Here is a 21,098-nt window from a genome sequence, read left to right on the forward strand (position 1 = left end):
CACAGCTATATAACTTTTTATTAGTATTTTTATAAACAACTTATAGCTTTCTTTGAGCATCTTGTTACACAAAGACCACAACCAAAGCACTTGTCATTATGAATAACAGCCTTAGGCTCTAGCGTAATTGCCTGATAAGCGCAGCTTTGCTCGCAAAGTCCGCAGGAAATACACTTATTTTCATTTACAACAGGAAATTTTGCATAAGTTCTAAAGCTTCTGTTTTCCATTTTTCTTTTGGTTACCCCTATAATATCACTAACATTATCTATGTTATGGTCATCAAGCCACTTATTCATTTCCGAGGCAATCTTACCATATACACAAGGTCCCTTAAGTATTGCCTCTGTGCAGATCTGCACTGCACTTGCCCCAGCCATCATCATTTCTATAGCATCTTTTCCGTCTGATATTCCTCCAACTCCTATAACGGGTACCTTAACAGCGTTCGATATCTCAAATACATGTCTTAACGCTATTGGTTTAATTGCTTTTCCGGAAAGCCAGCCATAGCCAGTAGTACTTCCCATAAACGGAAGGCCTGTCTCAATATCTATATGCAGACAAGGACCTACAGAATTTATAGCAACAAAGCCATCTGCACCTTCTGCTTCCATTCTCTTTGCATAAGCAGCAACATCAGGTATACCTGGACTTATTTTCATAAAGACAGGCAGCCCGGACTTTTTAGCAGCTTTAAGAGAATTAATTATAGGCTGAATATCTTTTCCAACATAGTGAGTTGAAATTTCAAGAGCATCTGCAAATTTTGATACCAACGGTACTAATTTTTCTATTTCTTCTGCAGTGTATCCTAGGCTTACCATTACTGGAAGACCAGCTTCCCTCAAGCGTTCATATTCATGTTCTATCCAATGCTCTGGAGAAAGCTCCGACCAAAGCTCTGTATTTAAAAACCCGCCTTTTATCTCCTCCATGCAGGGTCTTGGAACATCAGCTGCTTTTGCTGATATAGTCTTTGTAACTAATCCTCCTGCTCCGCCCTCTGCACACTTTAGTATGCAGTCTGCATCTCTAACGGTTGGACCTGCAGCAGGCATTACAGGATTAATCAAATTCATACCGCAAATATTTATATTTAAATTCGCCATTAAAAATCCTCCCCAAACCCAATTTATTAAAATCTTTCCCAAAGCTTTTCTGAAAGCTCTCTGCTCTTTTGAAAAATGTCCTCTTCCTCAACACCTTGAAGAATCCTGTTTTTCATAACAAACCTTCCATTTATTATGCTGTCGATTACATTTAAACTATTCATTCCAAAAATTATATGACCGCATACATTATCTCTTGTTATTGGTGTAGGGCTGTCATAATCAAGCATTATCATATCAGCCTTAGCACCTTCCCTTAAAACTCCAACTTCATTTTTAAAAAACTTTGAAGTAATTTTAGAATTATTTTTAACAGAAAGTTTAATTACATCATCAGGAGTCATAACTCTAGGGTCCCCTATTTCATGCTTATGAAGTACATAACAGCATTCCATAGCCCTAAATGGATTTGAGTTAAAGCCATCTGAACCAAGTCCAACTGTAATACCCTTACTCATCATTTTAGCTGCATCACAATAACCAACTGCATTATTCATATTTGATTCTGGATTATGAACCACATTTGTTTTTTTCAGTAAATCTAATTCCTTTTCTTTAACATGAATACAATGAGCAAGTATAGACTTATTCCCAACTATAGAGTAATCAGACAGTCTTTCTGTAACTCCTTTTCCATAGCTACGTCTGCACTGCTCATAATCCTCCATGCCCTCTGCAGCATGTATATGAAAGCCGCTGCCTAAACTATTGCCCTCTTCGCTGCACAGCTTTAAAGTTTCATTACTTAAGGTAAAGGAAGCATGCAGACCAAATATACCCTTAACCATATCATCTTCTATATTCTTTTTAATAAATCTTACATTTTCCTTAATACCCTGCCTTGCAATTTCTTTTCCATCTCTATCTGAAACCTCGTAGCACAGACTTCCTCGTACGCCAATCTGCCTAAAAGCTTTTTCAATAAAATCCAAGCTCCCCTCAACACTGAAAGGACTCGCATGATGGTCAAAAAGGCATGTAAAACCGCTTTTTACAGATTCAATAAGAGTAACCAATGCAGAGTAATATATATCTTCATAACTTAACTTCTTATCTAATCTCCACCATAAATCCTTTAAGATTTCCAGAAAGTTAGAAGCGCTGCTTCCTTTTAAACTCATACCTCTTGCAAAAGCACTGTAAATGTGAGTATGAGTACAAATAAAGCCTGGAAATAATAACTTTCCTTCAGCATCTATTATTTCCTTTTCATAGATATATTCCTCTTCTTTGAATTCCTCCATTGAGGCTATCTTTTGTATAAGGCCCTCTCTAACTAACACAAAACCTTTCTCAATAAACCTGTCTTCATTATCAAAGGTAAATATTTTTGCATTTTTGATAAGCATAAACCTATCTTCCTCCCATAGTAAGAGCCATAATTGCTTTAGCGGTATGAATTCTATTTTCAGCTTCGGGGATAACTATAGAGTGCCTTCCGTCAATTACTGAATCTACAACTTCTCTTCCTCTGTCTGCAGGAAGAGCATGCATGTATATTGAATGCTTCTTTGTTATAGACATAAGCTTTTCATCACAAATCCAATCCTTATACTTTTCAAGATTAGCCTTCATCTGAGTTTTTCCTTCTGACGTAGTTGGATTATCAACTCCCAGGAAGCCTCCCCAATTCTTTGGTATTACAATATCAGCATCTCTAAAGGCTTCTTCCATATTATCAACAAACTTTAAGCTGCCTCCATTTAAGTCCGCATTTTCATAAGCTGTATCAACTATATCAGGCATAAGAGGAAACTCTTTAGGCGCAGCTACAGTTACATCCATTCCGTATCTAGCGAATAATAGAATCTGAGACTGTGGAACTGAAAGAGGTTTAGCGTGACTTGTTGCATAAGCCCAGGATATAGCTACCTTTAGCTTTCTAGGATTTCCAAATCTCTCTTGAATGGTCATCATATCTGCTAAAACCTGCATTGGATGATAAACATCGTCTTGAAGACTCAATATTGGAACCTTTGAATATTTAGCCAGAGTTCTTAAATATTCATTCCCTATTCCATAAAAACAATTTCTAACGCAGATAGCATCTCCAAAAGAGCTTAAAACTTCTGCCGTATCCTTTGGACTTTCTCCGTGATTAATCTGCATTGTGCTCGTATCTATAAAGTGAGCGTGTCCTCCAAGTTGCGTTATACCAGCTTCCATTGAGTTTCTTGTTCTTGTACTCTCCTCAAAGAACATCAAAAATGCTGTTTTATCTTTCAATAAATTAGAAGGTTCATTTAGAGCGTGCTTCATCTTTAAATATTTTGCCACTTCAAAAACCATATCTAAATCATCTCTTGACCAGTCCTGGCAGGTTATAAAATGCTTTCCTCTAAAACTTGTATTCATTTCCCCATCTCCCCTTTTATACTTACTTTAAATTATTTACCAGCGTTTTTGGAAACGCTGCATAAAACTTGCAAGCTTCAACTAGATGCTTAACTGGAATTTGGTCCTTTGGACTATGAGCATAAATTTCATTTGCAGGTCCAAAGCCCATTGTAGGTATATTAAATCTCCCCATAGTTGCAACGCCATTTGTACTAAAGGTCCATTTATCAACCTTTGGTTCGCTCTTAAACATATTTTTATAGGTTTCAACAGCTGATTTTACAAGCACATGGTCTTCCGGTACAACCCAAGTTGGATAGTATTTTTCAGTTGGATATACAAGGCCAGTGTAGCTTGGCTGTGCGTAAGTTAAAACCTCAACAATAGCCTCCTCTGCACCAGGCAAAGCCTTAATTTCTGCTACAGCAGAGTCCATTGTTTCTCCAAAGGTAAGCCTTCTGTCAATCTGAATTGTGCATTCATCAGGAACAGCACACTGTGAAGGTGACTTGAAGAATATCTGAGTAACAGTAGCTGTGCCCTTACCTAAAAATTCATCGTCCTTTAGGTTTTCATTTAATTTTTCTATTCCTTCTATTATAGGAGTCATTTTGTATATTGCATTAATCCCTCTTTCAGGAGCACTTCCATGACAGGACAATCCTTTTGCAGTTACTATCATTTCCATTCTTCCTCTGTGTCCTCTGTATATATTTAAGTTTGTAGGCTCTGTTATTACTACAAAGTCAGGCCTTATCTTATCCTGCTCGATTATATACTGCCAGCAAAGCCCATCACAATCCTCTTCCATAACTGTTCCTGTTACATATAAAGTGTAGTCATCAGTCAGTCCCAGCTCTTTTATAATCTTGCCTCCATAAACCATAGCAGCCATTCCGCCTTCTTGGTCTGAAGCTCCTCTTCCATAGATTATTCCATCCTTTAAATCACCCTCAAAAGGATCTACTTCCCAAAGACTCGAATCCCCTACATCAACAGTATCAATATGAGCATCCATAGCTATAATAGTTTTTCCGTCTCCTATTCTTCCTAAGACATTACCCATTTTATCAATAATTACTTCATCAAAACCTACCTTCTCCATTTCTTCCTTTATCCTCTGTATTACCTTTTCCTCATTACAGCTGGTGCTTGGAATTCTAATCATATCTCTTAAAAAGTTGGCCATATCCTCTGAATATTTTTCACTAAGCTCAGCTATCTTATCTCTGATTTCCATTCATCTCCCACCTATAAAAATAATTCCACAGATATTAAAGCAAAGATTATGCCATAATTATTTATCTGAAAGCAATTTCATAAATATTTATTTTTCTATAAAGACTGGCTAGGCTAATTCCTAAAGCTTTAGCTGCCTGTTTCTTATCTTCTGTATTTGTTCCATATTTTTTTAAAGCTTGGATTATAGTTTTTCTTTCAAGCACTTCCAAATTAAATTCATCTTCTTCAATATAAAGCTTTTTGTTATTAGTAAGCTTTTTAGGTAAATGTTTAGGAAATATGGTTTTCTCGCTTTCAAGCATGTTGATTATATATTCCACAGTGTTTTCAAGTTCTCTTACATTTCCAAACCAAGAATACTCTTGTATATGACTAGTAACCTCTCCACTTATATCAGGTATTTCGATACCGTAACTATCGCAATATTTTTTAAGCAGATAATTAAACAGCAAAAGTATGTCACCTTTCCTATTTCTTAAAGGAGGTATTTCCAGGGGAATTACATTAATCCTATAGTACAAATCTTCTCTAAAGCTTCCTATTTTTATAAGTTCCTCTAGATTCTTATTTGTTGCTGATATTACTCTAACATTAACCTTTATAGGTTTATTGCTCCCAATAGGAATAACAACTCTATCCTGAAGCACTCTTAAAAGCTTTACCTGAAGCTGCAAAGGCATGTCTCCAATTTCGTCTAAAAAAATAGTTCCATTGTTTGCAAGTTCAAACTTACCTATTTTGCCAGTTTTATTAGCACCAGTAAAGGCTCCAGCTGCGTAGCCAAAAAGCTCGCTTTCTAAGAGTGCTTCTGGTATAGCTCCACAATTAACTGCTATAAAAGGACAATTTCTTCGCTTGCCTTCGTAATGAACAGCTCTTGCAAAAAGTTCCTTTCCGCAGCCACTTTCACCTGTAAATAAAATATTTGCATAGCTGTCAGCTATATTTCTTAATTTATTTTTAAGCTCCTTAATTTTGATGTCTTCACCGATAATTGAATCTAGTGTTATTTCATTAACTGCTTCAGCTTTGCTTTGAACAATAATTCTTTCCTTTTGAAGCTCCTCAAAGTTTTCCTTTGCTTTTGAAGCTATGAGCTCAGCCATCTTATCTAAAAAATCAGAATACTCCTTAAGCTTTGCAAGTATTATCTTTTTTTGCTCATCTGTGAAACAAATTAGAGCAATAACTCCAACTACCTCTCTCTCAATAATCACAGGCGTGCAGCATTCAAACTTCTCAGCACAGGAATGTTTCATTCTGCAGTCTGAACAAAATTTATGAAAACCTGGATTTTCTACTACAAGCTTTTTTCCGCTTTCAATCACTCTTTTATAGATAAAACTTTCTCCCTCTAAGCTTTTTCCTATAAAGCTTACATACCTTCCCGTTCCAGCTATTCTTGTCATATTCTTGTCCACTATTTCAACATCAACTCTTATTACCTCAGCAATAAGTTCCGCTAATTTTAAGACATAATCCTTTATGTCGATTAAGCTATATTTAAGCATAATCCTCTCCTTTCATTTAATATATTAATGTTCAAACATATTCTATAGGGCTATGACCATCAATAATCTGTTTCCTATATAAGTATATTTATAATTAGTTCACAAAATGAGAACTTTTTCTCATTTTGTGAACTATTGCAGAGGTTAAAATAAGGTTGATATTTTTTTAATCCAGGTATACTATAAAAAATAAGAATAAATCCTTTATTCTTTACTGAAAATTATCTTAAAGGAGTATCTTTAAAATTATGCATAGAGAAAGTATTTATAAAAACTATATGCCAGCCATTAAGGCAGAGCATGCAAATAAAACCAACAGCTATTGGTTTATATTTTATTCAGATAAACTCTTAATAAAAGCTGATGATAATAAGGCTGATATTCCCTTCGCTAAGAGCTTAGAAGATCTAAATATTACTGCTGAAAGAACTCAGTACCTCGGTACGCTTAAAGGACATCCCTGCTATTCTGCAGAAATTTCTTCAGATATAATTGATTCAAAAAGCTTAAGCTTTAAAAGCCTTCGTTCCTTGTTCAGTATATTAGAGGAAGATGTGTTTATTTTAGCAGGCAAAGCTTTTCAAATAGTAAATTGGGATAAAACACATCAGTACTGCGGAAAATGTGGGAGTGAAACCTATACTATGGAGAGTGAAAGAGCAAAGAAATGTCCAAAATGTGGCTTTACAAGCTATCCAGTGCTTTCACCAGCTGTTATAACTGCAATCATTAAAGATAAAAAGATTCTTTTAGCTCATAACCGTTCTTTTCCCGGAAAAAGATATGGTCTAATTGCGGGTTTTGTAGAGCCAGGAGAAACTCTTGAAGAATGTGTTAAAAGAGAAGCAATGGAGGAAGTAGGAATAAGCATTAAAAGTATACGCTACCTCGGAAGTCAGCCTTGGCCTTTCCCAAACTCCTTGATGATAGGATTTACTGCTGAGTATGAGAGCGGTGAAATTAAAGAGGACGGCGAAGAAATAGATGCTGCAGACTGGTTTGAGGTAAATAATCTTCCTGAAGAACTGCCATCTGAAATCAGTATAGCTAACAAAATTATAAACTGGTACATAGAAAATTTTAAAGTCAAATAAGCATAAAAACTGCAGAAGCCTGCAGTTTTTACTCTTATCTCATTTCTTTAATTTTCTCATTATAATAACTTATCTTTGAGTATTCACTTTCCCAAAATTCTGGATTCTTCATCGAGTCTAAATATTCAACACTATATCCAAACTTAGTCCAATCTTTCTCCTTTTGACTGAATAACTGCTGCTTTACATCTTTTCTCCTAAAATCATAAACATAATCATCTTTCTGACCTAAGAAAATATCCTGAGCCCATCTTCTAACAACAAAATCTTCCACTTCAAGGTATCTTGAATTTAAATTCTCAATAACAGAATTATATCTGTCAAAACTGTCTGTCGCTATAGTAACAACATTATCATCTGGTCCAAGCTTTAGATACTTAGCCATTTTTATAGCTCCTAAAATATTGCATATTCCAGATGGTCCAAATAGTTCTCTCATATAGTTTGCTGTTTCCTCAGGTATTCCAAGTTCCTTAAGCGCATTAATTCCATCATGTATAACCTTAAGTCCTTGAACAGTTTCTTCATCTTTAATTAATATTACAAAGTCAGTGGTTAATATATTGTGTATCAATGTGCACATTTTGTCTCCGATACCTTCAATTCTGTGCTGGCCTCTTCCACCATTAGCCAGCGTTGAACATTCATAGGGCTCTAAAGCAGCTATTTTACATTCAGGGAATTTCTTTTTAATTTCATCTCCTGCTGCAATGGTTCCAGCTGAGCCAGGTGCTGAACAGAAAGCTGCTATTCTTCCATTTCCTATTCCTTTAACAGCTTCAATTGCAGAGTTCCCTGTAACATATCTATGGAATCTGTAATTTGGAAACAGTTCAAATTGTGCTAAAGCTCTATTTTTAGGATCCTCTTTTAATTTATAAGTTCTTTCCAAGGTTAAAATAACATCTGATTCTGAACCTGGCGTTAAATCTAATTTTGCTCCATATTTTTGTATTCTTTCATATCTTTCCTTGCTCATATTGTCAGGCATTATAACTACAGCCTCGTAGCCCATAAGATTGCATATATAAGAAACACCTATTCCGAAATTCCCCGTAGAAGGTCCAAGTATAGTGTGTTCTCCTGGTATTATATATCCATCAACACAGCCTTCAATAAGTGTTGAATAAGCAGGTCCTACCTTATGAGAACCTGACGGGAAACCTTTGCCGAGCATTACAACAATATTTGCATCAACCCCTGTAAGTTCCTTAGGAAGAACTATTTTTCTAACTTCATTGTTTTCATCCTTCCAAGTTATGTTAAATAAGTTTATTGGATCAAGCTCGTCTTCTTTTAAAGCCTTTAAAGCTTTATTCCTAACTTTTTTAAGCATCTTCTTTGGATTAAGCATCTCTTCATAAGTCGGACCAAATGGAATTTTATTCATTTTCAATACCCCCATCAATTTATATATTTATATTTATATTGATATCTTTTTATCGCGATATCTTCTTATCTAGTTATATAGTTATATATTTATATATTTATATATTTTCTAAGTTCACCTAAATCAGGTTTTATCTTTTCAGGCTTCTGCACTGCTTTCATTGCAGACTTTACATCCTTAAGGCCATTGCCTGAAACTATTAATGCCACAGATTCAGCTTTATTTATTGAGCCTTCCTCGACAAGCTTTAATAGTCCTGCAAAGCCTGTTACTCCCGCAGGCTCGCCAAAAACCCCTGTATATCTTGCCAAAGTCTTCATAGCACTTAGTATTTCTTCGTCACTTACATCAACAGTTAAACCTCTGCTTTCATTTAGAGCATTAAGAACCTTGTAGCCGTTTCTCGGTATACCTACAGAAATGCTGTCCGCAATAGTACTTGGAGTTTTATAATCAAATTCTCTGCTGTTTTTTCTATAGGTTCTGTTGACAGGATTAGCTCCTTCTGCCTGCACTGAAACCATCTGAGGCAGCCTGTCTATCAGCCCAAGCTCATAAAATTCCTTAAAGCCTTTCCAAACACCAGCAATAGAACAGCCATCGCCAACTGACATAATCAACTTATCTGGGATCTTAAAATCAAGCTGTTCACAAATTTCAAAAGCTGCTGTTTTCTTACCTTCAACTAGATAAGGATTTATTGCACAGCTTCTGTTATACCATCCAAACTCCTCTGCTGCTTTTAAGCAAAAATCAAAAGCCTTATCATAATCTCCATCAACTAAAATAACCTTGCTTCCATATATTAAAAGCTGTGTTATTTTAGCCTCTGGGGCACCAGCAGGAACAAAAATATAATTTTCTATCCCCATGCAGGCTGCAAAACCAGAAAGTGAAGAGGCTGCATTTCCTGTTGAAGCCGCACATATAATTTTTTTGTCTAATTCTATTGCTTTGGCAATTCCTACAGCTGTTGCTCTATCTTTAAAAGATGCAGTAGGATTTCTTCCATCATCTTTGATATATATGTTTTCTAAATTTAAGAATTTCTCTAACCTTTCTGCCTTGTACAAAGGTGTCCACCCAACCTGAAGCGGAGTTATGCCTCTTTCTTCTTTTAAGGGAAGTATCGGCATATACCTCCATAAATCTTTTCTGTTGTTATTCTTCAAATATTCTTTAGTTAATTTTGTTTTTATAAAATCCAAATCATAAACAACTTCTAAGGTTCCTTCTGTGCCGCACTCATCGCAATGATATAAAACTTCTTCACCAAAGTTCTTACCGCACTTTGAACACCTTAAGTGCTTAATTTTCTTCACCTTATCCCTCTTTTCCTTTTACTACCCACATATAATTAAGCAATTATCATACCAAAAAAATAAAAGAGGCTACCTCAAAACAACTAAACTTAGCGTGTTATTTGAATACGTAGAAACATTTGAGTAATCAGCAATAAGATTTTAATTAAAAAATTTATAAAGCCGTTAAAAATCCTATATTGTTTGAGCAAAGCGAGTTTATAGGATTTAGGATTTATAAATTTTTTAATTATTAGTCTTATCTGAGAAACGAACGTTTCATAGAATTCAAATAACACGCAGTAGTTTTAAGCTGTTTTGAGACAGCCTCTTTGATATTAACTATTTATACATTTTATTATAGGTTCAGTTGCTTTTCTATCTGTCCAATCCACAGGATTATCATAGCATTCCAGAAGGCCTTTACTGTCCTCGTCTAATTCCCCTTCCTTTTTGCTTTTAATCTTAAGTTTTAAAGCATTCATAAGCATTTTATCTCCAATAGATAACTTATCATAATTAAATGCTCCTCTTAAGTAAAAGAAACTTATCTTATCTCTCATATTACCTTTGAAATTGCTTTCAATTACACTCTTAATTGCATCCTCTCTCACAGGTGACGCCCCTACTCCGTATACTATAAGCCTTTTGTCCTTTAATTTTTCAAAGTTATCAGTAATTAACTTTATCCCTTTAATTCCAACAGCATGCAGAGAACCACCAAATACAATAACGTCATATTTAGCCAAATCTTCTATTTTGACTTCTGATGCTTCATGAAGATCAGCTTTTGTCTCCTCAGCTATCCACTCTGCATAGCGTTTAGTGCTTCCATACTTAGACTTGTAAATAACAACAACATTTGACAATATAAATCCCTTCCCCTTTTAATCGCTATTAAATTTATATGCTTATTTTTATATCAATAGGTATTTTTAGTATATTATTAATTTTTATTTTTTCTTACTGCGCTTGAATCCATAGAAATTCCAATAGCAACACCTATGGCTATACCAACAGCTATATTATGAAGCAGCACTCCAAATACTACACCCAATGCAATACCAATACCGATGTATGTTCCCTTTTGATAGGAATTTTTTTCATCTTTTGAGTCATTATCACACGTGCTTTCAATATCATTTCTCTTATCGGAATCTGACATAATTAATTTCTCCTTATAAAATAGTCATCATATTTAATCATCTTTTTCTTTAGTGGTTTATATCCATTATCCACTAAAGAAGCAATCCTTTGAACAGCCTCTTGAACAGCTTTTGTAACAATAGCTTCAACTTCAAAAGCTTCATAAAAATTATCATTAGCAATATCTAAAATATCACTAATAACTTCCTGTGTTTCATACTTACTCTGTAAATCAATTCTTAACACCCCATAATGATTAAATTCATCCTCTGCAATTCTATGAAACATCTCAATGGTTCCAATCTTCTCATTTGTACTATTTAAAATAACTGTCCATCTCACAAAGTATCTATTAGTATAGGAAAAATCCCAAAAATCAATAGCCTGTTTCATTCTTTCAATAGTTATATAGTAAAAATCATCTCCATTACAATTATCAGAGTTGAAAAATGGCACTGACTTTTCATCAGAGTAGCATTTTAATAATTCTTCAGCATCTTCCATAGAAGTTTGTTTTAAAGTAATAATTTCACCTTTATATGCTGGACATTTCTCATAGATATTTATCATAGTATTTCCGCCTTTCATTCTATATCATATATTCATTTGCCTTAGTTAAAATATTTTTATCACTCTCAAAAGTTAACAATTCTAAAGCTTTTTTATACGAAACCCACTTATATTCATCTAATTCTTCTTCTTGAATAATTACTTCTGAGGAATTAGCTTTACCGATAAAATATACTACATTTTTAAATATGTTAGTCGATATAAAATACTCTGTTTCTATTCTAAAATCTTTATCAATATCCACATTAAGACCTGTTTCTTCATAACATTCTCTTAGTGCTGTATCCATTTCGCTTTCAGCATTTTCAACATGCCCCTTTGGAAATCCCCAGTAATTACTTTTACTTTTAATCAACAAAAACTGAGTATCACTATCGTTTACTTTTGTTACTACTACGCCGCAGGATTTTTCATATTTTATTCCTTGCTCATTCATAATCTTAAAGAATCTCTCCTTAGTAAGCTTAAATAAGATTGTTTTATCATTTTTTTCCACAACTTCAAACCCAAACTTTTCTAAGACTTCTTGTCCATTTTTATTTATTACTTCGTCGTATATTACCTGTCCGCCAATGTCATAAAAATAATAGCTTAACATAAGCTTCATAGCTTCTTTCGCATAGCCCTTTCCTCTATATTTTTCTTGTATCTTAATATTAAAGTCCGCTTTTCTCTCCTCAGTATTATATCTATGAAAACTAACTTCACCAACAGGAATGTCTTCCAATGTAAATATTAAACAGTAAAAATTTTTTCCGTCAGAAGGTTGTATCATTTTTCTGTACCAACCCTCTCTTTTTTCTATCGAAAAATTTATTACTCCACCAACATCCTTCATTGTTTCTTCATCATTCCATAATTCTGCTACATAATCTAATTCCTTAATAGAAGGCTGTTTTATGTAAACTAAGCTTGCCCATTTTTTGAATTCAACTGCCATAGAATCTTCTCCCTATTACAAAATAAATTTTATTATTTAAGCATCTGAACATCAGGTTTTAAGGCCATAAGTTATGTTTTTCTTTTTCAATAAATAGATTGACTCCTTTAAAGCCTCTTCTGTCTTTACTTCTACAACCACACTTAAATTATGCATTTGCGCGAAGTTTAACTTTTCTTCTATATTTAAACTTCCACTATAAAGTGTTAAATGATTTTTTGAACCATTATAGTCATGAAGATGCATATGAGCAATTTTATCCACGTTATTATTAAAAAATTTACTTGCCCTGTAATTATCTCCTGCATCATGCCCAACATCCCAGGTAAAATAAATACTTTCTAATTTGTTTAGCTCATAAAATGCCTCTTTTATAAATTCAGGGAAAACTGTATTTTCAACACATACCTTTATTTCATATTTCTTTGCTATTTCCAAAACTATGTTCATAGAATCAACTAAATTATATATAAATTGTTCTTTGTTCACTTCATATATCCAAGCCTTACGATCAGGAAGAGAAAAATATATGCCCGTATTAATATGAATATTAATTTTATCAACATTTAACTTTGCTGCAAAACCTGCCATTTCACTAAACATCTCAATATTTGACCTTCTAACAGAAGGATAAAATGCCGCAAAATCTATTTCCTCTGGAAAATGCATTGTTAATTCTATATTATATTTTTCCTTTAATTCCTTTAACAGCTTTACGTTATTGTTATGAGGCATGCAATAAGGAAGATTCATATTAAGTTCCACAAAACTAAGTCCTAAATCTTTACATAAAATAATATTTTCTTCAATGCTGTTTAATTCAATTAGAGTTGGCATTCCTAATTTATAACTCATTTTTCCTCCTTGATTAAAATGTTTAAAATCTTTTCTTTATTGTTCATAAAAGTTTTCATAACTTGATAATGTTCAGTTTCCTCATACCCTACAAGCCGAATATTATCTTTTATTTCATATATACTTGATTCTGGATAAGCCATAATTATTGGAGAATGTGTAGCTATTATAAACTGAGAATGTTCTTCAACTAAATCATGAATTCTTGAAAGCATAGCCATTTGTCTTGAAGGAGACAGTGCAGCCTCAGGCTCATCTAAAATATACAACCCATTTCCGGAAAATCTATTCATAAATACAGAAAAAAATGATTCTCCATGAGACTGATTATGAAGGGATTTTCCTCCATAGGCTAAAAGAAGCCCTGGGTCTATTTTTTCAAGTTCATCAACATTAGTTGCAAGGTTGTAAAAGCTTTCCGCTCGCAGAAAGAAGCCATCTTTCGGTCTTCTTATTCCTTTAATCAATTTAATGTAATTATGAAGCTCCGAATGAGTGTCTCTGGAAGAAAAACTGAAATTAATAGTGCCTCCCTCAGGATTAAAACCATATGCAGCTGCAACAGCCTCTAATATGGTGGATTTTCCTGAACCATTTTCACCTACAATATATGTAACCTTTGGATGCAGCTCTATACTTGATAAGCTTCTAATTATAGGCAGGCAAAATGGATACCTAGAAAAGGATTGTATACCATCCCTCTTAAGTTCTATGCTTCTTAAATATTGATTATATTGCAACATGTCCATTTTTATAAAGCTCCCCTTATCATCGCCAAAACATATATATCAAATTATACCACTATATAGTAAAATGCATATATGGTATAAATACAATTAATCATATAGATAAACAATACGTAAACTTAACTTACAGACAATAAAAGTAGCAAATATTCAATGCTTTTTTATTGTCTGTAAGTTTATAGTTGAAGTTGTTTATCTATAATAATAGTAAAATAAAAAAACAGCATGTCTTTATTTTCATGCTGTTTTTATTTTCATACTCAGCTTACAAATTTAGCACAAACTTTTGTTATGTACTCTAATATATTTATACTCTCTATATAATCATCATCTATTTCAAGAGAATGTACAGCCTTATCTATTATATGTAGATCAACTGAACTATTTTTTCTTATAGTGTCTATATTATTTTGTGTGAAATGCTTATCTCTTTCTCCTGAGATAACAGTGCATTTTGATCTTAAAATATAAGGAATTGTTTCTTCAGTCGGAGTAAGGAATAAGTTATTTACCTTATCATAACCTACAAGACTGCTGACTTCTCCGGCAACTGCTGTTCCAAAACTTTTGCTTATAAAATAAATGTTATTATATTTATTCTCCACACATAATCTTACAGCTTCATAGCTATCTTTAACAATTTGATTAAAAGGATTGCCCTCCACTGGATTAGTAGCTCTGCAAAAACCATACTCAAGACTTAATACATCACATCCAGATAGAAGAGCTGCTTTTCTTGCATAGTGAAGCAATGGCTTATCACAGCTGTAATCTGCCCCTGGAAAAAGAACAGCAATTGAGTCAGACTTAGGTAAATGTGTCAGCAGCATATTATTAGTGTCATATCCCCAGATTGTTTTAACCTTAATATAAGATTTATTAATCAAATTAAACACCCCATCTTTTTATTTGATTATGTAAAACAAGGATAATCAGTTTTTCTCTCTTTAAAAAATTTAATTCTAGTTTTTATGATGTTTACTAATTGCTGCGCTTTATAACTAATTAGGTTTGTACTACTCATATTCCCTCCTTCAACTTATATTTTAGTTTACTTAATTAAAGTCCAATACCTTAATTCCTTATTTTTGAATTATTACCTTTTATTATACAACAAATCTATTTTACTTTCATACTGTTTTATACTAAAAAATTATTATATAATATCTTTAGTTAAGGTTTTATACCTATTCGGAGGTAACTATGTTTAAAATATTAATAATTGAAGACGATACAAAAATGCGTGAAATAATTCTTGAAAATATAAGACGATGGGGTTTTGAAGGTTACGGTATAACCGATTTTGATAATGCTTTTAAGGATTTCATAAACTATGACCCTCACCTTGTTTTGCTTGATATAAATCTTCCCTCTTATGATGGTTTTTATTGGTGCGGAAAAATAAGAGAAGTTTCAAAAGTTCCAATAATATTTATATCCTCTCGAAACACAAATATGGATATAATAATGGCTATAAATATGGGTGGAGACGATTTTATACAAAAACCTTTTTCTCTTGACGTTCTAATGGCAAAAATCAATGCACTTCTTAGAAGAACATATGATTATATAAGCTCAGAAGTTAATCTTATAGAACACAATGATGTAATTCTAAATTTAAAAGACAGTACTGTTTCTTATAAAAATACGAAGAGCGAGCTTACTAAAAATGAGTTTAAAATCCTATATATGCTAATGAAGGATAAAGGGGTCATTGTAAGCAGGGACAGCATAATGAGAGGGCTTTGGGAAGATGAAAACTTTGTTGATGACAATACCCTTACAGTAAATATTAACAGGCTCAGAAAAAAACTTGAGGATTTAGGACTTGAAAGCTTTATTCAAACAAAGAAAGGTCAAGGTTATGTAATACTATGAACTTCTTAAAATATTTTAAAGAACAAAAATTTTTAATGATTTTTTACATAGTACTAATGACTTTTATATCATCTGTTATATTTTTAGATGGGGATGTTAAAATTTCTTTAGGAAATATACTATACATAAATCTGGTTTCTATTGTATTTTTTATTATTTATTTATGTGGAAAGTATTTATATTTTAGAAGCTATTATAAAGCGCTTAAAGATATAATTGATACTCAAGAAAATGAACTTATAAATCGTATTCCTGAGCCAAAATCCTATAGCCAAGAACTCTTTTATAATCTCTTAAGAAAAATTTATGAAGAGCAAAGCTTAAAAATTCAAAAGCTTTATGATAATAAGAAAGACAATGAAGAATTTATTACCTCATGGGTTCATCAAATAAAAACTCCTATTGCAGTAAGCAGGCTTCTAATTGAGAATAATACAAGTAAGGCGAATTCAGATGTACTTTTAAGTCTTGAAGAGGAACTTGATAAAATAGATAACTATGTTGAACAGGCTTTATATAATTCAAAAATAGATAACTTTTCAAAAGATTATTTTATAAATGAAGTATCTGTTGATAGAATTGTTAAAGATAATGTAAAAAAACATGCTAAGAATTTTATTAATAAAAAAATATCTGTAGAAATTAAGGATGCAGATCTTATAGTATTGACTGATAAAAAATGGCTTTCTTTTATTCTTGACCAAATTATATCAAATTCATTGAAATACACAGACAGATCAGGGAAAATAAGTATTTACGGTATTAAAGAGAGTAAGCTTCAAAAGCTTGTGATTGAGGATACCGGGATCGGTATAACTTCCGAGGATTTAATAAGAGTATTTGATAAAGGCTTTACAGGCTTTAACGGAAGACAAAATTATAAGTCTACAGGAATGGGCCTGTATCTTTGTAAAAAGCTAGCCTTGAAGCTTGGACATGATATAGTAATAGAGTCAGAACAAGGCAAATATACTAAAGTCACAATAATCTTTCCTAAATTATTGGATTATCTTGATGTTTCAAGATATAACCAGAGGTAAAAATTAAAGGCAGATTAGTCAATGCTAATCTGCCTCTATTATTCTATCTAAAATCTTCCATAAATACTCTTGCATCTTGTGGTTTCCACTGTCTTTGAACAAGTGACTTTCCTTGGGTTAAATATGAAACCACCTCTGTATATTCCGGACTCTCTTCTTTGTAAATAATTCCTAGAGGTATTCCATTATCCCATTCCATAGCTTTTTTAATCGCTTCAGCTTTGTTATTATAATCATAGTTTTCATCAAGCTTATAGGTATTTTCCTTATACCACTTGAAAGTATTTACATGGTTAAAAGTCACACAAGGCTGTAAAATATCAACAAGTGCATAGCCTTTATGGAGTATTGCTGCTTTCATAACTCCCTTTAAATGTTCCTTGTCACCTGAAAAACTTCTTGCAACAAAGGTAGCACCTGCTGTTAAAGCAAAAGCTAGCGGTCTGAAAGCTTCTACGTTTGTACCATCAAACTGCATGGAAGTTTTTTGACCCTTGTCAGTTGTTGGAGAGCCTTGACCCTTTGTTAAACCATAAATTTGATTATCATGAACAAAATGAGTTATATCTATATTTCTTCTTATATTGTGAAGAAGGTGGTTTCCTCCCTCACCATAGGAGTCTCCGTCACCAGAGTTTATTATTACTTTAAGATCCTGATTTACTAATTTAATTCCTACAGCTGGAGGTACTGCTCTTCCATGCAGTCCGTTAAAGCCGTTTACATTTATATAATGTGGAAGTTTTGCAGCCTGACCTATACCAGAAGATACTACAACTTCATGTGGTTTCAGTTCTAATTCTGCCAAAACTTCTTTTAATGCTGCAAGTATTGCAAAGTCACCGCAGCCTGGGCACCATGCACATTCCTCATGGGTATCATACATCTTTATATCTAACATTATTTTCCCTCCTGTATTCCTTTAATCTCCCATAATGATTATTAATCATTATGCCTCACTTTTAACTCTGGAATAAATCTCACTTGAACTTAACTGTCTTCCATCATATTTTAGTATGCTGCCTGTTACACCGATTCCTGTTTCCATTCTTATAAGCTTAGCCAGCTGTCCATTAAAATTCTGTTCTACATTAATAATCTTCTTAGCTATTTTTGTATACTTTTCAAGTTTTTTAGTTGGAAGAGGATATAAATCCCCAAATACTAACGCTCCGACTGACTTATTTTCTTTATTTAAAAGTTCTACTGCTTCCTTTAAAGGACCATACATTGAACCCCAGCCTAAAAGCAGGATTTCCGGATCTTCAGTTCCAAAATACTCAGGCTCCAGAGCTTCTTCCTTTAAACCTTCAAGCTTTCTCATTCTCTTTTCCATTTGAGCAATACGAACTTCAGCGCTTTCGGTTATTTGACTGTTTTCGGTATGCTCATCACTATCTATTAAAACAACAGCACTTTCAAATTTTCCTGGAAGCAATCTTGGAGATATGCCGCTTTCAGTAACCTTGTATCTTCTATAACTTCCATCTTCATCTAAAGCTTCTTTTCCAGCTATATGTCTTTCTATTTTTATCTTGTCAAAGTCAAACTCTTCTACATTAACAACCGTATCCGCTAAATACTGATCAGTTAAAAGTATTACAGGAATTTGATATTTATCTGCGAGGTTTAAAGCTCTTGCTGTTCCATAGAAAGCATCTTTAACATTTCTTACTGATAAAACCATTCTTGGGCCTTCACCATGAGAAGCTGTTAGCAAGAAGCTTAAGTCGCTTTGTTCAGTTCTAGTTGGAAGCCCAGTTGCTGGACCCGGTCTTTGAGAATCAACTAATAACAGAGGTGTTTCTGTTATACTTGCAAGTCCTATTGCTTCTACCATTAGTGAAACTCCTCCACCTGAGCTGCCTGTTGCTGCTCTTGCTCCTGCATAAGATGCACCTAATGCCATATTGATAGCTGATATTTCATCTTCTACCTGTTCAACTATCATTCCTGCCTGCTTCTGCTTCTTTGAAAGATAAGTCATTATACTTGTTGCTGGGGTCATTGGATAAGCGGAGTAAAAATCTAGCCCTCCTGCTATTGCGCCTAAAGCAATTGCCTCATTTCCGTTAATCATAATATGCTTATCTTCATGACCTTTTGGAAGTTCAAAATGCTTTCTTGAAGTTTCTCTTCCTTTTTGATAAGCCTTAGCATTTGCTTCTACTACTTTTGCATCCCATTTCTTGCTGAATAAACTTTCTATATTATTAAATTCTATTCCAAAGAGTTCTGTTAAAGCTCCTACTGCAGCTGTCCCGAAAACCTTCGGATTGCCTGCTTCAATAGCTATTTTCTTCATTGGAACTCTTAGAACTCTGCTGTCTTCTATATTAACTGCTTCATCACAAATTAAAACACCATTTTCTTTTAGTCTTTCTATATGACTTTCTGCTGTAGTGTTATCAAGAGCTATAATTACATCTAGCTCTGGATAATGTGAGGTCACTTCCTCCTCACCAAATCTTATCTGAATAAAGTTATGCCCTCCACGTACTCTTGACATATAGTCCTTTGTAGAATAGATATAATAACCGCTCTTCTTTAAAATTCTTTCAAATAGGGCACTTATGGTATCCATGCCTTGACCTGCTGCCCCGCCTATTAAAACATTATATCTCAATTTATTTCATCTCCTCATTTATATTGATATTTATTTTTAATTGATAATAATTATTGTTTAATTTAATTATAGTTTGTTTTAATAATTAATCAAAGCTTATATTTAGTCAAAAAAAGGCAATAATGCAAAATACCATAAAAATACTTTATATTTCTTTATTTATCTGTTATATTCAAAATTAAGAACTGTTATAATTCCATTTCTTTATGCATTGATTTATAAATATTTATGTGACTAATACAGAACAATAAATTTATTGAGTCACTAAAAAAGACAGGCTAATTTCTTAACCTGTCTCTATATTTAAAATAAGCTTTAGCTGCTTCGTAGCCTTGTTTATATAAAAACTTATAGGTACTGTCATTAGTACTTATATTAAAATCTAATACAGATATATCTTTTGTATCTATTTGAATTGATCTTTCAATATCCTTGGGACTGTTCCTGTATATATCCTGCTGAACTTTTGCCAAAGCCATATAAAAATTTGATATATATTCAATAATATTGTTAATCTCAGTAAATTCTATATCATATTTAAATCTTGCTCCTAAAGTTTCTTGGTTTGCCCCTTCTAAATCAAAAATATTAATTGGATAATTTCTCATAACACCTCCATCTGAAAATATATGAGTTAGCGAATCTCTATTAACCTCATAACTTTTTACTTTGTTTGCTTCAAAAAATAATGGTACGGACATAGATATTCTGACTGCTTCAGCTACCTCCATATCTGGAGTAGTACTAAATGAAAATACTTTAGACACTTTACAAGAAATATCAGTACCTACAATATAGAGTTCTAAAAACTTCCTTTTATCTTTATGTATTGAATTGTCTTTAAAATCTTTAAAAGTATAAGGCGGCTGCTTCTTAGTACTGTCAAATTGTGAAGCAATTTGTTTTTGTATCCACTTATAAAAATACTGAGTTGAATACCAGCCATAATTATTAACTAGTCTATATAAACAATCCACATCGCCAAATACTCTTTCAATTTCACTTCTCATAAATACTGATATTCTTTGATTACTTTCATCTTCTTTTTGAGGAACTTGTTTGTAATCTAAAGACTCTACTATATTTTTGATTTCACTAAATGGTAAATTGAAGCTTGTAATACAAGCTGTTATTGCTCCAGCAGATGTTCCTGCCATTTTTTCTATATTATGCATCATATTTTTTTCCCATAAGCAGTCTAAAACCCCAAGATATGAAATACCCAGAACCCCTCCGCCTTCAAAAACCAAATTCTTAATAGTATTTACCATAAATCCCCCTATACTTTAATTACTGTTTCGAACCCTTCA

At 33.1% G+C, this 21,098-nt stretch carries 20 protein-coding genes; 3 read left to right on the plus strand and 17 right to left on the minus strand.

Annotated elements, in window-relative coordinates; all coding sequences use genetic code 11:
- Positions 1–29 precede the first annotated feature (29 nt).
- The 5 genes from JK636_RS21255 to JK636_RS21275 all read right to left on the minus strand — a co-directional run bounded on the left by JK636_RS21255 (position 30) and on the right by JK636_RS21275 (position 6,202).
- A complete protein-coding gene (locus JK636_RS21255) occupies positions 30–1,112 on the minus strand; it encodes a 4Fe-4S binding protein (RefSeq protein ID WP_202750984.1) in 1,083 nt (360 codons plus the stop codon).
- A gap of 26 nt (positions 1,113–1,138) precedes the next feature.
- Complete coding sequence (ssnA, locus tag JK636_RS21260) at positions 1,139–2,461, minus strand: putative aminohydrolase SsnA (protein WP_202750985.1); 1,323 nt, start codon at positions 2,459–2,461, stop codon at positions 1,139–1,141.
- Between the two features lie 4 nt (positions 2,462–2,465).
- Complete coding sequence (locus tag JK636_RS21265) at positions 2,466–3,467, minus strand: ornithine carbamoyltransferase (RefSeq protein WP_202750986.1); 1,002 nt, start codon at positions 3,465–3,467, stop codon at positions 2,466–2,468.
- 22 nt (positions 3,468–3,489) lie between these two features.
- Complete coding sequence (locus JK636_RS21270) at positions 3,490–4,689, minus strand: YgeY family selenium metabolism-linked hydrolase (protein ID WP_202750987.1); 1,200 nt, start codon at positions 4,687–4,689, stop codon at positions 3,490–3,492.
- Positions 4,690–4,750: 61 nt separating this feature from the next.
- Positions 4,751–6,202, minus strand: a complete 1,452-nt coding sequence (locus tag JK636_RS21275) for a sigma-54 interaction domain-containing protein (RefSeq protein WP_202750988.1) — start codon at positions 6,200–6,202, stop codon at positions 4,751–4,753.
- Positions 6,203–6,450: 248 nt separating this feature from the next.
- Between JK636_RS21275 and nudC the strand changes: the two genes are divergently transcribed.
- Positions 6,451–7,296 (plus strand): NAD(+) diphosphatase, encoded by an 846-nt coding sequence (gene nudC / locus JK636_RS21280; RefSeq protein ID WP_202750989.1) that lies wholly within the window; start codon positions 6,451–6,453, stop codon positions 7,294–7,296.
- 34 nt (positions 7,297–7,330) lie between these two features.
- Here nudC and JK636_RS21285 read toward each other — a convergent pair whose 3' ends face one another.
- From JK636_RS21285 to JK636_RS21325, 9 genes are all read right to left on the minus strand, one after another.
- Positions 7,331–8,686 carry a PLP-dependent cysteine synthase family protein gene (locus JK636_RS21285; protein ID WP_202750990.1) on the minus strand — a complete coding sequence of 452 codons (1,356 nt, stop codon included), beginning with the start codon at positions 8,684–8,686 and terminating at the stop codon, positions 7,331–7,333.
- Between the two features lie 89 nt (positions 8,687–8,775).
- Positions 8,776–10,008 (minus strand): threonine synthase, encoded by a 1,233-nt coding sequence (locus tag JK636_RS21290; protein ID WP_202750991.1) that lies wholly within the window; start codon positions 10,006–10,008, stop codon positions 8,776–8,778.
- Between the two features lie 317 nt (positions 10,009–10,325).
- Entirely contained in the window at positions 10,326–10,856 is a 531-nt protein-coding gene (locus JK636_RS21295; protein WP_202750992.1) for a flavodoxin domain-containing protein, read from the minus strand.
- Positions 10,857–10,933: 77 nt separating this feature from the next.
- Positions 10,934–11,152 carry a glycine zipper domain-containing protein gene (locus JK636_RS21300; protein WP_202750993.1) on the minus strand — a complete coding sequence of 73 codons (219 nt, stop codon included), beginning with the start codon at positions 11,150–11,152 and terminating at the stop codon, positions 10,934–10,936.
- A 2-nt stretch (positions 11,153–11,154) separates the two neighbouring features.
- Entirely contained in the window at positions 11,155–11,703 is a 549-nt protein-coding gene (locus tag JK636_RS21305) for a GNAT family N-acetyltransferase (RefSeq protein ID WP_202750994.1), read from the minus strand.
- Positions 11,704–11,722: 19 nt separating this feature from the next.
- Positions 11,723–12,643: a GNAT family N-acetyltransferase gene (locus JK636_RS21310; protein WP_202750995.1), complete on the minus strand. Its 921-nt coding sequence runs from the start codon at positions 12,641–12,643 to the stop codon at positions 11,723–11,725.
- Between the two features lie 51 nt (positions 12,644–12,694).
- Positions 12,695–13,498 (minus strand): sugar phosphate isomerase/epimerase family protein, encoded by an 804-nt coding sequence (locus JK636_RS21315; RefSeq protein ID WP_202750996.1) that lies wholly within the window; start codon positions 13,496–13,498, stop codon positions 12,695–12,697.
- Positions 13,495–14,247 (minus strand): AAA family ATPase, encoded by a 753-nt coding sequence (locus JK636_RS21320; RefSeq protein WP_202750997.1) that lies wholly within the window; start codon positions 14,245–14,247, stop codon positions 13,495–13,497. The genes JK636_RS21315 and JK636_RS21320 overlap by 4 nt, the downstream gene beginning before the upstream one ends.
- 257 nt (positions 14,248–14,504) lie before the next feature.
- Positions 14,505–15,131: an alpha/beta hydrolase gene (locus JK636_RS21325; RefSeq protein ID WP_202750998.1), complete on the minus strand. Its 627-nt coding sequence runs from the start codon at positions 15,129–15,131 to the stop codon at positions 14,505–14,507.
- 316 nt (positions 15,132–15,447) lie between these two features.
- Between JK636_RS21325 and JK636_RS21330 the strand changes: the two genes are divergently transcribed.
- Positions 15,448–16,122: a response regulator transcription factor gene (locus JK636_RS21330; RefSeq protein ID WP_202750999.1), complete on the plus strand. Its 675-nt coding sequence runs from the start codon at positions 15,448–15,450 to the stop codon at positions 16,120–16,122.
- On the plus strand, positions 16,119–17,162 hold the full coding sequence (locus JK636_RS21335) for a sensor histidine kinase (protein ID WP_202751000.1): 1,044 nt from the start codon (positions 16,119–16,121) through the stop codon (positions 17,160–17,162). Before JK636_RS21330 ends, JK636_RS21335 begins: the two co-directional genes overlap by 4 nt.
- A 43-nt stretch (positions 17,163–17,205) precedes the next feature.
- Here the strand turns inward: JK636_RS21335 and JK636_RS21340 are convergent, their stop codons facing one another.
- The 3 genes from JK636_RS21340 to JK636_RS21350 form a co-directional block, all read right to left on the minus strand.
- Complete coding sequence (locus JK636_RS21340; RefSeq protein WP_202751001.1) at positions 17,206–18,063, minus strand: 2-oxoacid:ferredoxin oxidoreductase subunit beta; 858 nt, start codon at positions 18,061–18,063, stop codon at positions 17,206–17,208.
- A gap of 48 nt (positions 18,064–18,111) precedes the next feature.
- Entirely contained in the window at positions 18,112–19,788 is a 1,677-nt protein-coding gene (locus tag JK636_RS21345; RefSeq protein WP_202751002.1) for a 2-oxoacid:acceptor oxidoreductase subunit alpha, read from the minus strand.
- A 278-nt stretch (positions 19,789–20,066) separates the two neighbouring features.
- Entirely contained in the window at positions 20,067–21,059 is a 993-nt protein-coding gene (locus tag JK636_RS21350) for a patatin-like phospholipase family protein (protein ID WP_202751003.1), read from the minus strand.
- Positions 21,060–21,098: the final 39 nt, after the last annotated feature.

The sequence above is a fragment of the Clostridium rhizosphaerae genome (genome assembly GCF_016765585.1).
GTDB lineage: Bacteria > Bacillota > Clostridia > Clostridiales > Clostridiaceae > Clostridium_AT > Clostridium_AT rhizosphaerae.

Coding starts and splice junctions, on each gene's coding strand:
- JK636_RS21255 (WP_202750984.1), bottom strand. CDS start 1,112: ATGGCGAATTTAAATATAAATATTTGCGGTATGAATTTGATTAATCCT.
- ssnA (WP_202750985.1), bottom strand. CDS start 2,461: ATGCTTATCAAAAATGCAAAAATATTTACCTTTGATAATGAAGACAGG.
- JK636_RS21265 (WP_202750986.1), bottom strand. CDS start 3,467: ATGAATACAAGTTTTAGAGGAAAGCATTTTATAACCTGCCAGGACTGG.
- JK636_RS21270 (WP_202750987.1), bottom strand. CDS start 4,689: ATGGAAATCAGAGATAAGATAGCTGAGCTTAGTGAAAAATATTCAGAG.
- JK636_RS21275 (WP_202750988.1), bottom strand. CDS start 6,202: ATGCTTAAATATAGCTTAATCGACATAAAGGATTATGTCTTAAAATTA.
- nudC (WP_202750989.1), top strand. CDS start 6,451: ATGCATAGAGAAAGTATTTATAAAAACTATATGCCAGCCATTAAGGCA.
- JK636_RS21285 (WP_202750990.1), bottom strand. CDS start 8,686: ATGAATAAAATTCCATTTGGTCCGACTTATGAAGAGATGCTTAATCCA.
- JK636_RS21300 (WP_202750993.1), bottom strand. CDS start 11,152: ATGTCAGATTCCGATAAGAGAAATGATATTGAAAGCACGTGTGATAAT.
- JK636_RS21305 (WP_202750994.1), bottom strand. CDS start 11,703: ATGATAAATATCTATGAGAAATGTCCAGCATATAAAGGTGAAATTATT.
- JK636_RS21310 (WP_202750995.1), bottom strand. CDS start 12,643: ATGGCAGTTGAATTCAAAAAATGGGCAAGCTTAGTTTACATAAAACAG.
- JK636_RS21315 (WP_202750996.1), bottom strand. CDS start 13,498: ATGAGTTATAAATTAGGAATGCCAACTCTAATTGAATTAAACAGCATT.
- JK636_RS21320 (WP_202750997.1), bottom strand. CDS start 14,247: ATGGACATGTTGCAATATAATCAATATTTAAGAAGCATAGAACTTAAG.
- JK636_RS21330 (WP_202750999.1), top strand. CDS start 15,448: ATGTTTAAAATATTAATAATTGAAGACGATACAAAAATGCGTGAAATA.
- JK636_RS21335 (WP_202751000.1), top strand. CDS start 16,119: ATGAACTTCTTAAAATATTTTAAAGAACAAAAATTTTTAATGATTTTT.
- JK636_RS21340 (WP_202751001.1), bottom strand. CDS start 18,063: ATGTTAGATATAAAGATGTATGATACCCATGAGGAATGTGCATGGTGC.
- JK636_RS21350 (WP_202751003.1), bottom strand. CDS start 21,059: ATGGTAAATACTATTAAGAATTTGGTTTTTGAAGGCGGAGGGGTTCTG.